The sequence below is a fragment of the Pseudoalteromonas aquimarina genome (genome assembly GCF_049257255.1).
GTDB lineage: Bacteria > Pseudomonadota > Gammaproteobacteria > Enterobacterales > Alteromonadaceae > Pseudoalteromonas.
The window spans coordinates 404,806-420,033 of the sequence record NZ_JBMMUG010000004.1; the positions used below are offsets into that span (position 1 = coordinate 404,806).

Annotated in this window: 12 protein-coding genes; 9 read left to right on the forward strand and 3 right to left on the reverse strand. The window is 36.6% G+C overall.

Translation table 11 applies throughout. From position 1 onward, the window contains the following. Window positions 1-5: 5 nt before the first annotated feature. Window positions 6-1,142, forward strand: coding sequence for a DUF4785 domain-containing protein (locus AAEU29_RS12540; protein ID WP_421973663.1), 1,137 nt, complete (start codon window positions 6-8; stop codon window positions 1,140-1,142). 108 nt (window positions 1,143-1,250) lie between these two features. Continuing rightward, a complete protein-coding gene (locus AAEU29_RS12545) occupies window positions 1,251-3,254 on the forward strand; it encodes a methyl-accepting chemotaxis protein (protein ID WP_421973664.1) in 2,004 nt (667 codons plus the stop codon). A gap of 23 nt (window positions 3,255-3,277) precedes the next feature. Here the strand turns inward: AAEU29_RS12545 and AAEU29_RS12550 are convergent, their stop codons facing one another. From AAEU29_RS12550 to AAEU29_RS12560, 3 genes are all read right to left on the reverse strand, one after another. Then, entirely contained in the window at window positions 3,278-4,582 is a 1,305-nt protein-coding gene (locus AAEU29_RS12550) for an ABC1 kinase family protein (protein ID WP_421973665.1), read from the reverse strand. 202 nt (window positions 4,583-4,784) lie between these two features. Continuing rightward, a complete protein-coding gene (locus tag AAEU29_RS12555) occupies window positions 4,785-6,689 on the reverse strand; it encodes an alpha/beta hydrolase family protein (protein ID WP_421973666.1) in 1,905 nt (634 codons plus the stop codon). Between the two features lie 62 nt (window positions 6,690-6,751). Beyond that, on the reverse strand, window positions 6,752-8,818 hold the full coding sequence (locus AAEU29_RS12560) for a TonB-dependent receptor (RefSeq protein WP_421973667.1): 2,067 nt from the start codon (window positions 8,816-8,818) through the stop codon (window positions 6,752-6,754). 114 nt (window positions 8,819-8,932) lie between these two features. Here AAEU29_RS12560 and AAEU29_RS12565 point away from each other — a divergent pair, with 114 nt between their 5' ends. From AAEU29_RS12565 to AAEU29_RS12595, 7 genes are all read left to right on the forward strand, one after another. After that, the gene (locus tag AAEU29_RS12565; RefSeq protein ID WP_421973668.1) at window positions 8,933-10,336 is read left to right on the forward strand and encodes a PQQ-dependent sugar dehydrogenase; all 1,404 of its coding nucleotides are present in this window, start codon (window positions 8,933-8,935) and stop codon (window positions 10,334-10,336) included. Window positions 10,337-10,439: 103 nt separating this feature from the next. Then, on the forward strand, window positions 10,440-10,943 hold the full coding sequence (locus AAEU29_RS12570; protein ID WP_421973669.1) for a PAS domain-containing protein: 504 nt from the start codon (window positions 10,440-10,442) through the stop codon (window positions 10,941-10,943). After that, the gene (locus tag AAEU29_RS12575; protein WP_421973670.1) at window positions 10,912-12,417 is read left to right on the forward strand and encodes a methyl-accepting chemotaxis protein; all 1,506 of its coding nucleotides are present in this window, start codon (window positions 10,912-10,914) and stop codon (window positions 12,415-12,417) included. The genes AAEU29_RS12570 and AAEU29_RS12575 overlap by 32 nt, the downstream gene beginning before the upstream one ends. A 250-nt stretch (window positions 12,418-12,667) precedes the next feature. Then, on the forward strand, window positions 12,668-13,615 hold the full coding sequence (locus tag AAEU29_RS12580) for an RHS repeat-associated core domain-containing protein (RefSeq protein ID WP_421973671.1): 948 nt from the start codon (window positions 12,668-12,670) through the stop codon (window positions 13,613-13,615). Further along, on the forward strand, window positions 13,612-14,118 hold the full coding sequence (locus AAEU29_RS12585) for a hypothetical protein (RefSeq protein ID WP_421973672.1): 507 nt from the start codon (window positions 13,612-13,614) through the stop codon (window positions 14,116-14,118). The genes AAEU29_RS12580 and AAEU29_RS12585 overlap by 4 nt, the downstream gene beginning before the upstream one ends. A gap of 196 nt (window positions 14,119-14,314) precedes the next feature. Next, window positions 14,315-14,632 (forward strand): hypothetical protein, encoded by a 318-nt coding sequence (locus tag AAEU29_RS12590; RefSeq protein WP_421973673.1) that lies wholly within the window; start codon window positions 14,315-14,317, stop codon window positions 14,630-14,632. A 101-nt stretch (window positions 14,633-14,733) separates the two neighbouring features. Continuing rightward, on the forward strand, window positions 14,734-15,186 hold the full coding sequence (locus AAEU29_RS12595; RefSeq protein WP_421973674.1) for a hypothetical protein: 453 nt from the start codon (window positions 14,734-14,736) through the stop codon (window positions 15,184-15,186). Window positions 15,187-15,228 lie beyond the last annotated feature (42 nt).

The window sequence follows — 15,228 nt, forward strand, 5'->3', positions numbered from 1 at the left end:
TAATAATGAAAAAACTAACCTTATTAACGCTTTGTTGTGGTTTAGTTACTGCTACAAATGCATACTCAAATGACGTTGTATATCAATTTAAACAAGTACAACCGCGTGTTGAAAAAAATATTACTCAATCAATTACAAGCAATGAGTATTGGATGACTGTATCTGGTAAGCAATTAAGAAATGGAGTCGATTTACCACTTTCTGCACGTAATAGCTTTGTTCGTGTTGCGCCAAAAATTACCCATAAAAAGGATGAGCAACCCTACATCGAGCCACTTGATGTGCGTTCACTCAAGTTAACATCAGTTGATGGGCTACAAAATGAAGAAGGTTTTGCTGAACATGTATTTGCCCAAAAAGAAATGGATGATGCAGGCTTTTCAGATGGCAGTGTTGCGCTAAAGGTGAAATCAAATAGGGCGTTACAAAAGTTTGTGCTTAAAACTGAGCAATATCTTGATGATTCATCGCACTATTTGGTGCATGTAAAAGAAAAAGAAAGTAATGCAATTTTAAATGTGGTTGCTGCAAATGAAATGAAAAACACATCAAACTTGTTTGCGCTGCAGTCACTTAAATTTACTGATCCTAATATTAAAGTAACTCATGTTTCAGCACGTTTGAAAAGCCCAACAAATCAAACGGTTGATGTAAATGTTACAGACGATGGTGCTAAGTTTAGTGAGTCGCTTGATTATGTAGGTGCAATTAGCGGTTTATATGAATTAGAGCTGCAAGTTGATGCTATGCAATCAAATATGCCAATTAAACGCGCAATCAAAGTACCATTTGTAAATACTAAACAAACAGCCAAAACACTGCCCGATTATAACTTTAAAGAGTTGAATAATACGGTAAGCGCATCTGTTCCATTAGTTGTTAATGAGCCGGGTAAATTTAACATCCAAGCGACTTTACAAGGAAGTGATGATGGAAAGCGTTTCCATAATGTCGCAACAGTTGAAATGGCTAAAACATTTTCAAGTGATGGTAATTTTGATATTCCATTTAATGTGAGTAGAGGTTTTAAGGAATACCGACTGACAAATGTGACTTTAAAAGATCATAGTCGTTTACTTGTGTTAGAAACACCTAAGCCACAACATCAATTGAAACCTAGACTACTACCTCAATTAAACTAGTCTAATAAATACGCCAATCATATTGGCGTATTTTTCTTATTTATAAAAAATCACTTTAGAAATATTACGTTATACTCAGTAAAACACATTATTTAAAAGGGCCAAACAATGCTGTTAACGGTAAAGCAAAAAATAACTTTTGGCTTTGCATCAGTTGGGATCTTGCTTGCAGGTGTATGCGTGTTTTTCTACTTTTCGCTAGCAAATATTGAACGCGCCTATTTAAATATTAAAGAAGAAGCTTTGCCCATTCAGCGTAATGCGGATGATATTCAATCTATCATTTTAAATTACACCAAAAATGCCAATGGTATTTATGGCGCTTCTAAGCTCAGCACAATTGAGAAATTGGCTAAGCAAAATGCACAGCTAAAACAAAACCTACTTGCAGTGTTAACAACAAACACAACGAACTACGCCATAAATTTAGAAAATTTAAATCAACAATCCCTTGCGTTAATTGATGCCGCTGAAAAACTCGTTTTAAACAAGAATGCATACATAGCAGCTAAGAAAGAAAACAAAGTACTGCTATCCAAGCAGATAGAGCAAATTAAAAATAGCTCAGATCTACTTTACGATTTAGAAACTATTCCTGGGTTAAATGGGCGGTTATTAGAAGAGGTTATGGGCACAGTAGTGCGTATCGACGATATGCTGTTTAATCTTACGGAACTCACCAATGCGCTTGCTCAAACACTTGAAAGTGATACTCAGGAAAAACACCAAAACGATACACGCTTTTTAATTGCCAACATTAAAGATAATTATAATTTTTTATTGCAACAATTAACGTCGTTAGAGAGTGGTGAGTTTAAACAACAATTTGAACAAAATTTAGCAATATTTAGCGAGAATATAGATAACCCTGGTGAGTTATATTTACAACAAAAAATACAGTCAGATAAGTTTGAACAAATTGAAGCTAGTTACCAAAAAATGGAAGCACTTTCAGAGGCGATTTCAGATTCTATTCACTCAATAAAACAAGAAGCAGGTGACATCGTAAATCGCTACCAACAAATTGCAGATAATAAAATTGATGAAAATAAAGTGTTATTAATTTCCATTGCGATTGTATTTTTGTTAGCTGCCATTGTTATTGCAACACTTACCATCAAAGCAATTATCACACCGCTTGGCTTTATTAATGATTCACTCACTAAAATCGCTAACGGTGATTTCTCATCAAATGCAAAAAAATTGAATGACGATGAGTTTGGTGAACTAAGTGACAAACTTAACCGTGTTATTAGTAACTTAAAAGAGTTAATTAATGATATTTTTGCCCAAGTTGTATTGCTTGAAGAGCGACTTGAAAACTCTTTAAATAGAAGCAACACAGTTTCTGCAAATGCGCAAAAACAAATTGAACGGGCAAAACATACAACGTCTCTAGCCGAAGATGTACATGCTAGTGCCGATTCGGTGAATATTCAAACAAAACAAAGTAGTAACGATATTTTAGACGCAAGTAAACAAAGTGATGCTGTGCTTAACCTTGCGACTCAAAATAGAGAACAAATACAGTTGCTTGCATCTAATTTAAATACTTCAGTAAAACTGATGGATGAGCTTTCAACACAATCAAGTAATATTGGCAGCATTTTAGATACCATTGTTGCAATTGCGGAACAAACTAATTTATTGGCATTAAATGCTGCTATTGAAGCTGCTAGGGCAGGTGAGCAAGGGCGCGGCTTTGCGGTAGTTGCTGACGAAGTTAGGTTGCTAGCATCACGCACGCAAGAGTCGACGAAAGAAATTGCGCAAATGATTAACCGTTTGCAAACGGGGACAAGTGAAGCGCAAAATACAATAAATCAAGGGCAAGAAGTTGCTATTACCTGTACAGAAAGAAGTGCAACATTAACAGCTGCTGTAGACAGTATTGAGCAAAGCCTTTCTCGACTTTCTGAGCAAAGTAATCAAATAGATAGCGCGAGCGCAACACAAAGTGCCATGGCGCAGGATATAGTTAACCGCATGCAAGAGGTAGAGCAAAGTGCTGAACACAATAGTAATGAAGTATCAGCGCTTAGTGAAAACATTCGTCAAATAAACGAATTAGGGCATAAAGTTAGCGAGGCGCTAAATCGCTTTAAACTATAAATCTCGGGCCATTAAAATAGGCTTTATAAGTAAGGTAACAGAAGCTTTTGAACATTCACCTTAGCATTGAGCCGTTTAGCAATTAAATAAAGCCCGGCAATTTTTCGATGAATAAATAGCGCATCGACAGGTGGTGTGTGCCATTGATCTCTTTGTTTATTAATATTTTGGCTTTCAATTCGTAAAATTGATGCAATAGCACAAGTTGAGAAATCGTATTCTCCGTTAAAGCGTAATGGTTGTGATGCGATTTTAAATAAATCGATTATTTTATCTAAATATGCAACATCAATATGTTGTTTAAAAAATCCAATATCGCGGGCTGCGCGTTCTATTTGGTCTTTATTTTCTAGATAAAGTGCTTTGAAAAGTGCTAAATAACCAGAGGATATATCAGCTGATATTTCTCGCGTTGCGCCAAAGTCTAATAATCCAATAGTTTGGGTATTGTCATCATATACATAATTAGCAAAATTGGGATCTGTTTGCATTAAACGAAGATTGAATAATTCGTTAAAAAATAAGGAAAACAAATTTTCAGTGATGTGATTTCTAACAGATGGAGGTAGTCCTGCTGTTTGTTCAATCGGTATTCCTTCAATAAAACTCATCACCAGAATATTTTCATTGCTTAAATCGTGCACTTTAGGCAGTGTGAAACACGTGCTATCTAATCGTTTTTCAAACAAGTCAATGTAATGCGCTTCACGTATGTAATTTGCTTCATTTACCAGTTGCTCTGCAGTTTTGTTTAACAATGTATCTAAATCTACTTGTTTAGGAATAAGGCCTGAGAGTTTTAAAATGCGGCCAAGATTAGCAACATCACTTTCTATTGCATTCTTCACACCTGGATATTGAAGTTTTACGGCGAGTTTTTTGCCTGCATCATCATCATGGGCTATATGCACCTGGCCAATTGATGCACAAGCAAATGGTTTAAGATTGAAATAAGCAAAATTATTTACCCATTCTTTTCCCCATTCGTCACTTAAAACCGATACGAGTTGCTTGTGGGGCATTGCATATGCGTTATCACGAAGTGTCGCTAAAATCTGGCTGAGTTCGGGTGATAAAAATTCACCCGCATCCATCGAAAGTAGTTGCCCTAATTTCATAGCCGCACCTCGCATTGAGGCCAGCTCATTGGCTAATTTTTGTAAATTACTTGGTGTTAGCAGTAAGTCAGAAAAGGTCGGTTTTTGCCCACCAACAAATTGTTTTGTGCCATTAACTGCAATGTTGCTAGCAACTTTAGCAAACAAGCCACCTAATTTAGTTGCTCTACTAAAACGCGAGCTAGGCACTTTTAACTCTTTTCTGACCATTTTGCCTCCAAATAAATTGCAACAGGCAATACGTTTAACCTAATCAATAAGTTTAATTAAAACTGATATTTAAGTTGTTTAGAGACGTTGGTGTGTTTGGCAATTTAATCAGCAAGGTAAATAAGCAATTCATAACAGTCATAAAATCTATCAATAGTTTTATCTATGCGCTATTAGAATTGCTTATTGACACCCTTGCGGTTTATAAATGTTTTTGCAAAAACTCTGTGATTGCGGTTAGTGTTTTAATTCGATGCTTTTCAAAGCTTAAATAATGATTACCGTCTTCAAGTTCTATATATTCGACTTGCTTATCATAATCTTTAAGTTCATCAAACATCTCACGACTATGGGCTACAGGAACCACTTTATCGTCACTGCCATGTATCAATAAAATAGGTCGATTGATTAATTTTGCAAAATTTACTGGAGACTGCGATTCTAATATGTCGTCGTCAGTACCAAACTGTGCCTTAATAATTTCTTTATTCTCAAAGTATCGAGCTTTTGATACGATCATTTCAAGGTCTGTTACAGGAGCGAAACTTGCTGCGCATTTAAATGTTTCTGGGTGCTTAACTAATGCCATCAATGCAGCATAGCCGCCATAACTTGCACCGACCATGCAAATTCTATCTTTATCTGTATAACCCTCTGAAATCATCCATTTAGCTGCGTCTTCAAGGTCATTTTGCATTTCGTTACCCCAATTTTGTAGGGCTGACATTTCAAACTCATAACCATAACCAGAGGAACCACGGAAGTTAGGTTGTAAAACTGCATAACCTTGGTTTGCAAACAATTGGCTCCAATAATCAAATCCTGAATAATCTCGTGCCATTGGTCCACCATGAGGCAAAATGATGGTAGGAAGGTTCTTCTGACTTTCTACATTTGGCAGTGTTAAATAACCTTCAATTTTTAAACCATCTCTAGCTGTGTAAAGTACATTGGTCTTTTTAGCAATAACCTGCTCGGTAACCTCGGGGTAACTTTCAGAGAATATATTAATGGTGTTGGCTGTTCTATCGCCAAAGTAATAGGTGCCAGGATCTTTTGGTGAACGCTTGTAAGCAAGGTATTTTGTGCCATCGTCACTAAAATCAAAAACGGTGATTTTATCTTCAGGAAATGCAGTATTTAATGCTTTTTGTAAGTTTTCTCTGTCTTTATCCCAATATACTCGACCGTTAACTAAGTTTGAATGTGTAAAGCCAATTACTTCACCAGTAATATTTGAGTAAATTAAACGCCCATCAAAATCATAATCTGGATCAGCAAAAACAAGTTCGCGCTTTCGTTCTTTGTTTGAAATATCAACTTTGTAAAGTGCTTTTTTACCGTCTAATAAGGCTGTGATGTAAATGATATTTGGGTTTTTATCAAAACCAATAACAGATATTTCATCACGACTAAAGACTTCATATTCAAAGAGCTCATCTGATTTATAGCTGTCTTTTTTAAAGAATTTATAGCTTATTTTCGTATCATCGATTGCAAGACCAATTCTAACGTTCCCTTGGCGATCAGTTATCCAGTTCTTCACATCCTCTTTACAGCGCATAATACGCTTTCGTTTTCTATTGTTTACATTTACTTTGTAAACACTTGGGCAGTTATGAGTATCAAACGCAGCTGCTACTAAAATATGATCATCATCTTCTGGCAGAAAATTAATAACATTATCTTGGAATTGTGGGTCAATTGATTCTCTACCTCGCTTCGGACTGATTAATCGCTCTGGTTTTTGCTTTTTGCTATTTAAATCATATTTGTAGAGTCGTGTACTTGTATATTTTAGTGTTTGTTGTTTGCTGGTATAGCTTACACCGAGCAATAACACATCATTATTTGCCCACTCGACCCAATTTAATATGATATTTAGATTATCACTTTTTATAACAGGTAAATCTTTACTCGTACTGGTATCTAAAACTCTTAAAACCAATGTGCCTTTAAAATTTTGCAGATATGCAATTTTATTTCCATCAGGGGATAAGTTAACGTCTTGAACATTTGGTAAAGATGCAAATGATTTAATTGGCAGGGGATTTGCCTGTGTAAAAGGGGTAAATATAAGTAAAATAGCAAGCAAACGATTTAGCATGCTACCTCCATGTATATGCTAATTAATATTTCGCTCTTGATTTTAATAGATATTTTTTTAAATTAAAACTGATATTTAAGCTGTGCAGAGAAGTTCCTTGGTTCCCCTACAAAATAACGATGGTTACCGAACGCGTAATCAGCGCGCTCTGCATAGCGTCTATCAAATAGATTTAAAACTGCAACAGAAAGGCTAAGTTGCTCATTTACATATAAGCGAGTGCGCAAGTTGCTAACAGTATGACCTGCATATTGCTGAGTGTTTTCAGCATCTAGGTAGTAACCGTCGAGATAACGCGTTTCATATTGGGTATTAACATTTTCCGATACTTGCCAATCTATTTGCGCATTAGCGATTAATCTGGGCGAGGTATCAATTTCATTGCCTTTAATGCTCGGTCCATTTTGCGGATTATTTTGATAAGTATGTTTAGCGTAACTGGTATTCAATCGTGCCTTAATATTACCAGTAATATGCCAATTTAGGTCGAGTTCGATACCGCGATGACGCGTATCTAAGCCATTTAAGTAATGTCTATCAGCATCTTGATAAATGGCATTTTGTTTTTCTAAATTATAGACATTTAGTTCGCTGAAAAAATTGCCATTAACAAAGCGTATGCCAAACTCTTGTTGTTTAGCATCAACACTTTCGATGGTGATGTTTTGTTGATTGTTTTGCAAACGATATAACTCAGCCGTATGTGGTGCTCTAAAACTATCATCAACTTTTACAAAAATTAGAGTGTGTTCATTTACTGCATATGAATACCCAACACTGTAGCTTAAATCGTTAAAGGTATTTGATTGATTGCTAGGGCGAGTATAGCGGCAACCACCAAAGCCGCAGGGGGTGCCATCGTCTTTTAAATTACCGCTTGCCAAGTTGTTAGTATAATCGTATTGGGTTAAATCATAGCGTAAAGCAACAAACGCGTTATGCGAGGATGATAATGCCATATCCAATTGACTAAAAAGAGCATAATTTTGGCCAAATACGCTGTAGTCGTAGTGCCTTCCTTTAGGTAAAACAGCGCGTAAAAAAGCAGAGTCAGATTCTGTCTCATTGCTCTGATATTGCAGCACTTCGCCCTTGGTTAAATCAATATCACTGCCAATTTTTAATTTAAGCTTGTTACTGATAACGCCAACTCTGTTTATTTGCACCCCGACACTTTGTTGTGAGTTTTCTTCAACAGGTGTGCCAGGTAAAAAATGCATTAAAAAGTCCATTTGGTTGTAACGCAAATAGGGTGTTATTTGCCAAATTGACTTATCTAACTCAAGTTGGTTGTTAAAACTATAACGTAGTGACAAGCTATCGCGATAAGCATCTGGAAAAGCATTTATTTTAAGCAAAGATTTATCTTGGTACGCATTCTCACCTTGTTGTAAATAACCGGCGGTATCTTGCGTCAGATTAGTTAAAGTAAAATGATGGGTGGATTGCCAATTGCCGAAATTGTGTTGTGCCGCGGCAGATATTTTTTGTTGCTGATAGCCTGAACTTTGCTGAAAACCTCCATCAGAAGTTACAGTAACTGCAGCTCCAAAAAATAGATCATCAAAGTCATGACTATAGTTTCCATTAAATCGATAAAAATCATCACTTGCGATATCGACAATTGCCTGTGGCGTTTGATTATAAAGAGTGTTTGTTAAATTGATAATGCCATGAATTGCATTAGAGCCGTAACGAGCAGAGTTATTACCTTTTACCACTTCAATTTGGTCGCTAATTTCGAAATGACTATCAAATAACTGATTTACATTACAAAAACCAGGTGCACGTAAACTGATGCCATTTTCAAGGGTTAAAAACTCTGCGCAAGACCCAGAACCTGTCAGTACTGGGGAGCGAATAGAAAGCAGAGATTCTTGCCCATTTCCACGGCTCAACCAAACACCCGAAGCAAGGTTTAACACTTGATTTAAATGTTCAGCATTAATTGATTCGATAGCGTCTTTTGCAATAACACTGGTGTTACCGATGAGCTTGATATGGCTTTGCGCCGAACGGTTTGCGGTAGTTACAATGGTTTCTATATCAGTATTTTCGTTATTTAACGTGTTTGCGTTCACATTGAACTGGATTGCAATAACACTTGTTATAATTGTTTTTTTAAACACTTTTCGCACCAAACTAACCTTTAATCGCAACTTGACTGTAAATTGAAACTCGGCACATTATACTGCATTAAGCAATTAATCGATCTACCGTGAAATAATAATATGTATCAAAAAATGAATAAGTTACCGATATTGGGGGCGGCAATTTTTGCAGCTTTGAGTTGTTCTGTTCAGGCAAAAGTTGAAGATCTATTTAAATCAACCTGTGCCTCGTGTCATGGTGAAGCATTAACAGGAGGCATGGCAGGTTCACTCGTTGATAAGGAGTGGATAACAAAAGGTACTGATGAAGCTCTTTCGAATGCAATTAAGCAAGGTATCGCAAAAGCGGGAATGCCAGCATTTGGCGGTGTTTTAAGTGATGAAGAAGTGCGCACTTTGGTTGTTTATATTCGCGAAGCAGGCGCAAAAATTGAACAACAAAAAGCACCTGAGTCACAGTTAGGAAAAGTATTTAAAACAAAACATCATACCGTTAGTACACAAGAGATATTAACGACAGATGGCATTGTTTGGGCGCTTGATTTTTTACCTGACAACAGTCTTCTTTATACCCTAAGAGAAGGGCAACTTTGGCATGTTTCAAAAGAAGGTAAAAAAACATTAATTAAGGGCACTCCAGAAGTGTGGCATAACCGCCAAGGCGGTTTACTTGATGTTTATCCAGATCCTGATTATCAAAGTAATGGCTGGATATACTTATCGTTTAGTCAACCTGCAGGTAAAAATGAGGCAGGTGATGAAATTGCTTTTACAAAAATTGTACGAGGTAAAATTAAAGACGGTAATTGGGTCGAACAACAAACTTTGTTTGAAGCAAAACCACAGAACCGTAAAAACAGAGGCTGGCATTTTGGCTCACGTTTTGCCATTCAAGGTGACTATTTATTCTTTACCAATGGCGATGAGGGTCATCAAAATGATGCTCAAGACATTACCACTCAAAACGGAAAGATACATCGAATTTTCAAAGATGGAAGCATTCCAAAAGATAACCCGTTTTATAATGAAAAAGGGGCTCAGAAAACGATTTGGACCTATGGTAACCGTAACCCGCAAGGTTTAACTATTAACCCTACAAACGGCCAACTATGGTCTACTGAGCATGGTCCTCGTGGTGGTGATGAATTAAACCTAGTTAGTAAAGGTGTTAACTATGGCTGGCCAAAGGTTACGTTTGGTATGAATTATAATGGCACCCCAATTACTGAGCATACAGAACTACCGGGTATGCAATCGCCAATACACCACTGGACACCGTCGATCGCCGTCTCTGGCATTAATTTTTATAGCGGTACGCAATTCAAACAATGGCAAGGTGATTTATTTGTCGGTAGCTTAGCGAAAAAAGAATTACATCGTTTACGTATCGAAGATAATAAAGTGGTCGAAGATGAGATTATTTTAAAAGGCCTCGGGCGCATTAGAGATGTAATTACAGCACCGAACGGTTCACTTTATTTAACCATCAATGATCGCGATAAAAACCAAAGTAAGATTATTGCGATTACTGAATAATTACTTATAGAACAAGGCACATTTGATGAATGTGCCTTGTTTTACAATTTGCGCGAAACACAAATTTGAACTAAACATTAAATAAAACAATTAGTGTTTAGCCATGCCTGAAGTATCTTTCCCCGACAATCAAATCATTGTATCTAAAACGGATACCAAAAGTATTATTACCTACTGTAATGCCACCTTTATTTCTATCTCGGGTTATCAAGAGAGTGAGCTAATAGGCCAACCTCATAACATTATTCGTCACCCCGAAATGCCAAAGGGGGTATACAAAATGTTATGGCAAACCATTGCTAAGCAAGATGAATTTTTTGGACTGGTAAAAAATCGATGCAAAAATGGTGATTATTATTGGGCGTTTGCCAATATTAGCCCCTCCCTCGATGCCAATGGCAAAACCATTGGTTATTACTCTGTCAGAAGAAAACCAACTGAAAACCTAATTAATTTATTGGCGCCAATTTATGAAAATATGCTGAAAATAGAACAGCAACAAAGCGATAAAGAAGCTGGTATGAATGCCTCTTGGCAATATTTACTGAATGAATTTGATGGGTTAGGAGAAGATTATGTGGCAACGTTACTTCAATTCTTTGAGTGAACCCAAAAATGTAGTTTCTGCAATTTTAATTTTACTTTTATCCTTGGTATTAGCGTTTGGCGAAGGGGGCAACTTATGGTGGTTAATGTGCTTACCTGTATGGCTGATGATTAACTTTTTTATGATTGAGAATAAACAGCAGAATGTAGACCCGCTGCTACAAAAAATTATAACTGCAAGTGAGCGATTAGCAGAAGGTGATTTAGAAACGCGCATCACTAATATAAACAATTTTAGCCAATACGCACCGCTTGCTTGGAATTTGAATTCTGCAATAGATCAAATAGAGGCATCATTAAGAGAAATGCAAGCGTGCTTTAAAGCAGCAAATCAAAATCGGTTTTATCGTAAATCACTGCAAAAGGGCTTAAAAAAGGGCTTTCATGCAAACTTGGCTATAATTGACCGCTCCATCGATTCGATGAAAGAAGACTTTATGCGTGCAAGGCGCGATGCCACCTTAAACGAACTTTCTGCTAATAAAGCTGACAACCTTATCGATAACTTAAGTGCTACCCAAAAAGATTTAAACACCATCGCGCATGATATGACTGAGATCCAAACATTATCGCAAGAGTCACTCAATATCACTATGCATAATAATGATAATGTGGGTGTGCTATTTAATACGATTGAACGCTTTGCTAACGACTCAAGCTCTTTATCACAAACAACTGTGGAATTATCTGAAGCCGGTAAGCAAATTACAGAAATGGTAACCATTATTGTAAAAGTAGCGGAACAAACTAATTTATTAGCGCTTAATGCAGCCATAGAAGCTGCACGTGCAGGTGAGCACGGTAGAGGCTTTTCAGTTGTTGCTGATGAAGTAAAAGTACTTGCTGAAACCACAAAAAAAACAGCTGGCGAAATAGGCTCAATAGCAGGGCGCTTTACATCTGCTTTAGAAGACGTTTTGAGTCGTTCAGATGGTATGGCGCACGCCTCAACAGAGTCGAAAACACTAATTTCTACCTTTAGCGGTGGCTTTGAAAAAGTAATGCGTGCATCGCAAGAAGTGTATGAATTGGTTTCCAATGTGCATGCAATTTGTAATGTAACTTTAACCAAGGTGGATCATACTTTATATATGCAGCGTGCTTATTGGGCGGTTGAGCATAACGATGCTCGCAGTCAAAATGCAGAACAAGTGATGGTAGATGATAAGTCATGTCGATTTGGTCATTGGTATCATAGTGGTGAAGGGGCACATGAATACGCTCATTTACCGTGTTATTCAGAAATAGACGCACCGCATAAAGCCGTGCATGAACACGTGCATAATGCCCTTGCTTTGTTAAATACCGATTGGCAAACCAGCAAAGAATTTCAAAAACTGTTACAAGCTGAATTTCAATATGCTGAAATTGCCAGTAAAAAATTAGTTAATTTAATGGATACGCTAGCTGAGCAGAAAAAACATTTTGAATCGAGCTCTGCTACTGTATTAGACACTGAAATAGACTTGTTTTAAGTTATTAAAAATAATTGTTTAAGAGGCCTATTATGCCTTTATTTTTGAGGGTATTTTGGTGTCAACTGCTTCATCACAATGAAAAAATGAAATAGTTTCAGGTGTTACTCTCCTTCAAAAGCTAACCCACCGCTTACACATATGTTGCGCTAAAAAGTAACCACTTTAATTTGGACTTAGTTTGGGTGTTTTTTTATGTTTAGGATAGGCCACACACTACCTAATTGACAATACGCAAGCTTATGCATAAGTGATTGCCGAAACAGACAGCCTTGGCAGCCGATTAAAAACCTACCTTTACGGTGATGACTTAATCAGTCAAACCGACAGCAATAACACCACAAACACCTTCCACTATGATGGCCTAGGTTCAACGCATTTACTTTCAAGTGATACCGGTGAGCAAAGTGACACATACAATTATTTAGCCTTTGGTGAAGTGCTGAATAAAAGTGTCGCTACCGACAATAATTACCTTTACACTGGTGAACAATTCGATGGAGATTTAGAGCAATACTACTTACGTGCTAGGTATTATGACCAGAATTTAGGTCGTATGACTCAAATGGACAGCTGGCAAGGGCGTCAAGCTAAACCAATCAGCTTAAGTAAGTACACCTATACAGCGTCTAGTCCAGTCCATTTTGTTGATCCAAGTGGTAATACACACGATTTACCTGGATCTACAGTAACATTTAGAGTGTTATCTACTCTTGGCAATCGTTCAATGCACTATTTAGGTAAAACCTATAGCCGTGCGTTATTTGGTTATAATCGTAAAGATTTGGCACAAGAAGTGTTTGGTATTGTAGGAGAGGCTTTGATGGATGAAGTTCTCGCAGCATACAAAGAAATGTTAAAAGAAGGCAGGCAAGGAAGCGCTGCTAATAAAGGTACATGGGCTCACTCTAAATTTGAATCACGAGTTAAAGCGATGCGAACCAATTGGAAAAAGTATAATATCACGATTGGTTTAGAGGAGTTTAGGAAGTCTGATGGTACTCTTGCTGATTTTAAGAGGCAAAAAGATATTTTAGGGCTAGACGTTAAAGTCTACTATAAGGGTGCTTTGGTTTTAGCTTATGATTTGAAAACAGGTAGAGGCATGAGCAAAAAACGAAGAGGTAGACTAAAACTACATTTTAAAGGTGTTGAAGTGGTAGAAATTATGGTGACCCCAAGAAGAGGCAAAAAATGACGACGTTAGCCCAAATAAAAAAAATAGCTAAGCAAGACTTTATTCCTGCGATGAAAGCGCGTGGTTTTCTAGAAAGTAGTAAATCGGCAATGGTTTTTTATAAAAAGCACCTTGATGATATTTTTCAGGTTATCATGTTTGATTTATTGTCAAATAAAGAAGATCTAGAAGTATTGGTATTTTCTTGGGTTCCCGAGTTAAAACAAAGCTATGATATGAAAGAGTTCCCAAAAAAACTTGTTATCACAAATGGTGGCTCATTAGATAAGAATGGGTTAAGCGAATCTGCAGATTATTGGGAAGTAAGCCAAATAGAGTCAGTAGCAAGCATTCTAAATGAGATTATAGTTAGTGTTGATTCTCACGCTATACCTTGGTTAAATGAAATAAATTCTCGCGTAAAGCTGGTTGATGCGCTCTTTCCTGATGTAAGTTGTCGTCCAAACTTTACTGAAAGAAAAGAAAGAATATTAAGTAAATCACTGAGTAATTTAGACAATTAAAAGGATATTTTATGTCAAATACCCAATAGAAGAATATAAAGGCCACCTACCTTAATTAGCGTACTGTGAACACTTAGAAATAAAGCAACGACCAAATGTAGCCAATGCTCGCGCATTACTTGCATAAGCCTAATCAATCCAATTTTCATATACTTTTTCAAGAAAGTAGGTGCCCTTCATAAGGGTTTTGAAACATATGACACAATTTACCGCTCAATTTTGTAACGCACTCAAATTTATCAATTTAACCAAGGTTACGAATATGTGTAATTGCAGATTGGCAGACGTTATAGTGATTTTAGAGTGGGAGGCCTTTTTCCTTTTGTTTTTCCTTATTTCCTTATCAAAAGGCTATCGTCACCCAGATGGTATTTATAGTCCGGAAGGGGTTTATGGTACTTTAATTCCGCCTTTTGCTGATACTACGCAAAAAGCACTAAAACAAATACTGTATGCTAGACCAAGAAACAGACAAGTAACTCATTTTGTAACTGTAGATAATGATGCTCGTTGAGATCACCGGACTTTAGGCTCTGAGAGCGTTATAAGAGCTCCAAGACGATCAGAGGTTCAAGTAAAAGTTGTTTATTCTGGTATAAATCTAATGGATTTAAAATGACTAAAATTAAGTTAGAAGAATTAGCTGAAATAATCATGGAAGATAACATATTCGCTTACTCAAATTACATTGCACCATATAAGGTACTTAAGTCCTTTTTCTTAGATAACTCAAGCAGTTTAAATTTTGATAAGTTCTACTTAAATGAAATTACATATAAAGAGCTAGTAGTAATATTAACATCTCGAACAGGGAAAAGAGTTTTAGATAAGGAGTGGCCTGATGAGTTAGATAATATATATAAATGGGAAGCTTGGCTGGGTTTTCTTAAATATAAGATTCCTTACACTGAAGGACTTGATTTTATATTGAAGGAAAATGAAGCACTTAAAAATTTAAATGAATCTTACAATAGTAATAATGATGAAGAAATACAACAGAGGCATCTCGAGTATATCGAAATAGCTCAAGAACATCTCAATTTTATCAATTACTACAGAAAGCCTTAAAGGGTAGTGTTAGCGAAGAATATAAAGGCCACCTACCTTAAT

Bases quoted from the DNA above. Each gene is read 5' to 3' on its own strand.
- AAEU29_RS12540 (WP_421973663.1), top strand. From the start codon at position 6: ATGAAAAAACTAACCTTATTAACGCTTTGTTGTGGTTTAGTTACTGCT.
- AAEU29_RS12585 (WP_421973672.1), top strand. From the start codon at position 13,612: ATGACGACGTTAGCCCAAATAAAAAAAATAGCTAAGCAAGACTTTATT.
- AAEU29_RS12555 (WP_421973666.1), bottom strand. From the start codon at position 6,689: ATGCTAAATCGTTTGCTTGCTATTTTACTTATATTTACCCCTTTTACA.
- AAEU29_RS12565 (WP_421973668.1), top strand. From the start codon at position 8,933: ATGAATAAGTTACCGATATTGGGGGCGGCAATTTTTGCAGCTTTGAGT.
- AAEU29_RS12545 (WP_421973664.1), top strand. From the start codon at position 1,251: ATGCTGTTAACGGTAAAGCAAAAAATAACTTTTGGCTTTGCATCAGTT.
- AAEU29_RS12590 (WP_421973673.1), top strand. From the start codon at position 14,315: ATGACACAATTTACCGCTCAATTTTGTAACGCACTCAAATTTATCAAT.
- AAEU29_RS12570 (WP_421973669.1), top strand. From the start codon at position 10,440: ATGCCTGAAGTATCTTTCCCCGACAATCAAATCATTGTATCTAAAACG.
- AAEU29_RS12595 (WP_421973674.1), top strand. From the start codon at position 14,734: ATGACTAAAATTAAGTTAGAAGAATTAGCTGAAATAATCATGGAAGAT.
- AAEU29_RS12575 (WP_421973670.1), top strand. From the start codon at position 10,912: ATGTGGCAACGTTACTTCAATTCTTTGAGTGAACCCAAAAATGTAGTT.
- AAEU29_RS12550 (WP_421973665.1), bottom strand. From the start codon at position 4,582: ATGGTCAGAAAAGAGTTAAAAGTGCCTAGCTCGCGTTTTAGTAGAGCA.